Here is a 5,944-nt window from a genome sequence, read left to right as displayed (position 1 = left end):
TCGAAACGGCGCGCAACGAGCTGGCGCAGGCGCAGCGCGCCGGCCGGCTCGAACGTGCTTCCGAGCTTGCCTATGGCGTCATTCCCGAGCTTGAGAAGAAACTCGTCGAAACCGAAAAACAGGCACAGGGCGCGATGCTGGAAGAAGCGGTGACGGAAGCGCACATCGCGCAGGTCGTCTCGCGCTGGACCGGCATTCCGGTCGACAAGATGCTCGAGGGCGAGCGCGAAAAGCTCCTGCACATGGAAGAGGCGCTCGGTGCCCGCGTTATCGGGCAGGATGAAGCGGTCTCGGCCGTGTCGCGTGCCGTGCGCCGCGCGCGGGCCGGATTGCAGGATCCGAACCGTCCCATCGGCTCGTTCCTGTTCCTCGGTCCCACGGGCGTCGGCAAGACCGAGCTCACCAAGGCGCTGGCCGGTTTCCTTTTCGACGACGATCAGGCGATTTGCCGCCTCGATATGTCGGAATATATGGAGAAGCACTCGGTGGCCCGTCTCATCGGTGCGCCGCCCGGCTATGTCGGTTACGAGGAAGGGGGCGCGCTGACCGAAGCCGTCCGTCGCCGGCCCTATCAGGTCGTGCTGTTCGACGAGATCGAGAAAGCGCATCCCGACGTCTTCAACGTGCTCTTGCAGGTGCTCGACGACGGGCGCCTGACCGACGGGCAGGGCCGCACGGTCGATTTCAAGAATGTGATGATCGTGATGACCTCCAATCTCGGCGCCGAATATCTGGCCGAAGGCGGCGATGTCGAGGCCGTGCGCGAGCAGGTGATGGATACGGTGCGCTCGCGCTTCCGGCCTGAATTCGTCAACCGTCTCGACGAGATTCTGCTCTTTCACCGCCTGACGCGCGAGCAGATGGACGCGATCGTCGACATCCAGCTCGGCCGGCTGCAGGAGCTCCTGGTCGGCCGCCAGATCGAGGTCACGCTCGACGAGGCGGCACGCACCTGGCTCGCCGATGCCGGCTACGACCCCGTCTATGGCGCAAGACCGCTGAAGCGGGTCATCCAGCGCCAGGTGCAGGACCCGCTTGCGGAGCTCATCCTGCAGGGCCGCATCGCCGATGGCGAAACAGTGAAGGTCTCGGCCGGCGCAGAAGGCCTCATCATCGCCGGCCATGAAGTCGGCCGCGACGGTACCTTGCGCGACGAAGACGGACCGGGATTGCGCGTCGTCCACTGATCGCATGCGCGCCGAAAACAAAGGCCGCCGGAAACCCGGCGGCCTTTTTTTTGATTCAGCGCCGTGTCCGTTTCCGGCCAGACAAACGCTCTCCTTCGCCTCACCTTCGCGACCCTGGATGGGTACGCGAAGGAGAAAGTCATGGGTATTCTCGACGGCAAGGTTGCCATCGTCACCGGCGCGAGTTCCGGCATCGGCCGCGCCTCGGCGCTTCTCTTCGCGCGGGAAGGCGCAAAGCTCGTCGTCACCGCGCGCCGCAAGGCCGAACTCGAGGCGCTTGTCGGCGAAATCGAAGGCGAGGGCGGTATGGCGGCGGCCCTTGCGGGCGACATCGGCGAGGCGGACATCGCGGCGCGCCTCGTTGCGCTCGCAACCGGGCGCTTCGGCGGCCTCGACATCGCCCTCAACAATGCCGGCACGCTGGGCGAGATGGCGCCGGCCCACGAAATCCCGCTCACGGGCTGGCGCGAGACGATCGACATCAATCTCACCGCCGCCTTTCTCGGCGCGAAAGCCCAGCTTCCGGCGATGCTGGCGCGCGGCGGCGGGTCGCTCATCTTCACCTCCACCATTGTCGGCGCCGAGATCGGGCTTCCGGGCATGGCGGCCTATGCGGCGAGCAAGGCGGGGCTTGTCGGTCTCGCCCGCGTCATCGCCGCCGAATATGGCGCGAGCGGCATCCGCGCCAATGCGATGCTTGTGGGCGGCACCGACACGCCGATGGGCCGCGCCGCCGCCGACACGCCCGAGGCGCTAGCCTTTGTCGTCGGCCTGCACGCGCTGAAGCGGATCGCCGCGCCGGAGGAAATCGCGCGCGCGGCGCTCTTCCTTGCCTCCGACGCCTCGAGCTTCGTCACCGGCAGCGCCATGGCGGTCGATGGCGGCGTCGCGATCAACCGGGCGTGAGGGGGAGGGCGCGAAAGCCCCATTGTTCCGGTTACAATTGTCCGCGTGCATTGCGCCGGGTTCTCCCTTTATGATTCGCGCGGTCCGGCGCATCGCGGAAGGGGTTGCCCATGTCGAGATCGGTGAAATTCGTCCTGATTGGCTTCGCGGCGCTTGTCGTCGTGCTGGCCGGTACATTTTACTACATCAACCGTTCGTCTTTCGGCATTCCGGGTTTCTATGTCTGGAAAGCGGTGTCCGGCACGGCGCAGGCGAGCGGGCATGCGGCCGTCGACGGCATCGACCTTTATTACGAGACCTATGGCGAGCGTCGCGCCGGCGTCCGTCCGGTGCTTGTGCTCCATGGCGGCACCGTTTTCATCGAGACCATGCACTACCAGATCAGGGCGCTGGCGAAGGACCGCTTCGTCGTCGCGCCGGACAGCCGCGGCCATGGACGCTCGACCGACGGCGCGGGCCCGCTCCATTACGAGCGGATGGCCGAGGACATGATTGCCCTGCTCGACCTTCTGGATATTCCGGAGGCGGATATTGTCGGCTGGAGCGACGGCGGCAATATCGGCCTCATCCTGGCGATGAAGCATCCCGCGCGCGTTGGCCGGCTGATGACCAGCGGTTCGAACTACAATGTCGACGGGCTTTCCTCCCTGCCGCCGGCCGATATGTCGCCCGACACCGAGGAGATGGCCGGCGCGCGCGATTTCTACAAGCGCGTCGCGCCGGACCCCGATCACTGGCCCGTCTTCTTCGGCAAGGTCATTCACATGTGGCGGACCGAGCCCAATTACAGCGAAGCCGATCTCGGACGGATCGCGGCGCCGGTACTTGTGGTGGCGGGCGAGTTCGACAGTATCGAGCGCGATCACACCGAAACGCTGGCGGCCTCGATCCCGAACGGGCGGGTTCACATCGTGCCCGGCACGACGCATTTTGTGCTGCTCGAAGACCCGGCTGCCTTCAACGAAGCGATGCTCGGTTTTCTGAACGAGTGAGGGTCGCCCGAAGTCCGGGGATAAGTTTTTTCTGCGGCCGGCTTATCCCCGCTTTCGGAGATGGGCCGGCGGAGCGAGTCGCTCGGCCGCGGTGATACTTCATGTACGGGCGGTGACAAGTGCCGGGCACAAGGGCGTCGAAATCGCGCCGTGCGGGTTTGTGACAGTTTTTTGACAGTTTCGTGACAAAGGGGGGGTCCGGCTGCCGTTTTCGCTGTCACAAACGGGGATAAGGCCCGCGCCGGGGATCGTCCGTGTCCGGACGGATGCTCAGTTGGCGGCGTCAGTTTCCGCGCCGGCATGGGCCATGCGGGTCGTCAGCGGCGCCTCGGCCATCTGCGTCGACATGGCTTCGCGTTGCGCCTTGAAGGCGGCGAGTTGCGGGCCTTCGAGCTTGCGTCCGGTCGGCACTTTCAGCGCCAGCGGATTGGTTTTCTTGCCGTGCAAATGCACCTCGTAGTGAAGATGCGGACCGGTCGACGCGCCGGTCGTGCCGACATAGCCGATAACCTGGCCCTGGCGCACGCGCGTGCCGGCGCGGACGCCGCGCGCGAAACCGTTCATATGCGCGTAAGCCGTTTCGTATCCGTTGGCGTGACGGATCGAGACGTAATTGCCGTAGCTGCCGAAGCGATTGGCGCGCTGCACCGTGCCGTCGCCGGCCGCATAGATCGGCGTGCCCGTCGGCGCGGCGAAGTCGACGCCGGAATGCAGGCGCGAGTAACCGAGGATCGGGTGCCGGCGCATACCGAAGCCCGACGAGAGACGCGCGCCGTCGACGGGCGTCTTCATCAGAAACTTCTTCATGCTCTGGCCGTTCTCGTCGAAATAGTCCCAGACGCCGTCGCCCGGATCGAAGCGCCAGAGCTTGTGCGTCTTGCCGCCGACCGAGAGCGAGGCGTAGAGCACATCGCCTTCCTTCACGGGGTTGTTGTCCTCGTCGAACTTGCGGCTGAAATAGACGTCGAACTTGTCGCCGGGCTGGATTTCACGCTGGAAATCGACGCTGTAGGAATACATGCGGATCATCTCGATGATGATCTGGGGCGGCAGGCCGGCGCGTTCGCCGTCGAGGAAAAGCGAGTTGTCGATGGTGCCGGCGGCGCGCGCGAAACCTTCGGTGAATTCGCGCATCGTCTCGCGGCCGCTGAAGCTGCCATCGGCGTCGCGCGTCACTTCGATCGCGCGTTCGATGTCGGGCTGCAGCGCGATCGCGGTCAGGTAGCGCGCGGGCGTCTCGCTCTCCATGTCGTCGATGCCGTTCGGCATTTCCATGAAGCTCAGCGAGATTTCCTGGCCGGCGCGCAGTTTGCGCGGGCTGTAATGGGCGCTCATCGCGGCGACCGCGTGATAGGCGTCGATACGGTCGGCGCCGGCTTTCGACAGCACTTCCGTCAGCGTTTCGCCGCTGGCAAGCGCCACCGTCACTTCGACTTCGCGCGGTTCGGCGGCCTGGATTTCGGCTTCGGCGTCGGCCGCGTCGTCCGTCATTTCGTCGATGAACATGCCGGGATCGGCCAGCGAGGCGGTGTGGAAATCGTCCGTAGGCTGAATTTCGACGATCGCGCGCGGGCCGTCCGTGTCCGTCGGCGTCAGATCGAAAGCGACGACGCGCGGCGCCCGGTCGGCCGTCAGCGAAGCGCTCGCCACCCCTTCATAGGGCGTCACCAGCGTCGCCATGCCGATACCGACCAGGCCCAGCGACAACGCACCCAGCGCGCCCGAAGCGGCGATCCAGCGCGATTGGCCGAGCGCCAGACGGCTGACGGAGGCGTAAAACTTCAAGGAAATCCGCGCGTTATGGCGGGCGCGGTGCCACAGCGGTAGCGTGGCGGGCGTGGCTTCGATGCCGGCGCCATCGCGAATCGGCTCTTCTGTCAGCTGGGTCCCCGTGTCGTACAAACTCGCTGTCCCCCGTGCGATTCCCGATACTTAGCCTGCTTGCCTAAGGCCCGGTCTTCGCTTCCCTGCTTAACAGGCGGCTGCCCGACCGCCGAAATAAAACGTAACGCGTCGTGATTTGAGACGATGCCCCGAGCCGGCCGGTCCTGTCAACGCGACGCTTGCTCGAAAGCCGTTATATTCATTGTTTATGAAGGTTTATACACCGTCTTTCTTTCTAACTTATGACCCCGTTCCATAACGAACGACGATTTCCGACATCTTCTTCGTACCAATGCGGGACGAATGCATGAGGATGACGGCCACACCCGGTTCATGGTGCAGGATGCAGGCCGTTCCGGTTCCGAATCTATCGGCCCCGGTCCCGGTCTTCCGCACGTCCAGCCCGGGGTCTGAGTCAAGCCCAAAACCGCATGATTTTTTTGGGAAAAGCGCGAAAAAGGGGTTTGACAGGCTATGGCCACCTCCCTATAAACCGCCTCCACGAGGTCACGGCGTCCCGCCCTTGGGTGCGGCGCTTCCCCTCAGGTAAAGAGTGTTGAAGGGCCTTGCCTGGACGTGCTCTTTGTGGCCTAGTGAACGATCCAATTATGGATGACAGCAGGGCCCCGACTTCCATAGGGAAGCGGTGGTTAGGCTGTCCTTCGGGTCGGTTGCGACCCTGGTGTTTCGGGACGTTCATTGCGTCGTGAAACTCAGGTGCTCTTTGACATTGTGGTTTGAGAAAGAGAAACGTGGACGGCGGTGTCCTGGCGAGATCGGTTCATACCGATCGTCAGAATACTGACTGTCTGATGTTTCTACACACATACCCCGTTACCCGGTGAAAGCCGGGAAACGAATGTGAGTGTATTTTGCGTCAGTCCTCGCGGTTTTCCCCGCGAGGAAGCAGTCGGATCAACTCAACTTGAGAGTTTGATCCTGGCTCAGAACGAACGCTGGCGGCAGGCTTAACAC

4 protein-coding genes are annotated in these 5,944 nt (G+C 64.0%); 3 read left to right on the top strand and 1 reads right to left on the bottom strand.

The genetic code is table 11. From position 1 onward, the window contains the following. From WEB61_RS03485 to WEB61_RS03475, 3 genes are all read left to right on the top strand, one after another. On the top strand, nt 1-1,187 hold a 1,187-nt coding region (locus tag WEB61_RS03485), incomplete at its 5' end, for an AAA family ATPase (protein WP_368062935.1). A 141-nt stretch (nt 1,188-1,328) separates the two neighbouring features. Continuing rightward, nucleotides 1,329-2,093 (top strand): SDR family oxidoreductase, encoded by a 765-nt coding sequence (locus WEB61_RS03480; protein ID WP_368062934.1) that lies wholly within the window; start codon nt 1,329-1,331, stop codon nt 2,091-2,093. Between the two features lie 110 nt (nt 2,094-2,203). Beyond that, nucleotides 2,204-3,085, top strand: coding sequence for an alpha/beta fold hydrolase (locus tag WEB61_RS03475; protein ID WP_368062933.1), 882 nt, complete (start codon nt 2,204-2,206; stop codon nt 3,083-3,085). A gap of 270 nt (nt 3,086-3,355) precedes the next feature. Here WEB61_RS03475 and WEB61_RS03470 read toward each other — a convergent pair whose 3' ends face one another. Next, complete coding sequence (locus WEB61_RS03470; protein WP_368062932.1) at nt 3,356-4,987, bottom strand: peptidoglycan DD-metalloendopeptidase family protein; 1,632 nt, start codon at nt 4,985-4,987, stop codon at nt 3,356-3,358. Nucleotides 4,988-5,944 lie beyond the last annotated feature (957 nt).

This window comes from Parvibaculum sp. (assembly GCF_040882025.1).
Classification (GTDB): domain Bacteria; phylum Pseudomonadota; class Alphaproteobacteria; order Parvibaculales; family Parvibaculaceae; genus Parvibaculum.
This window is presented reverse-complemented; position numbering and strand designations above follow the sequence as displayed.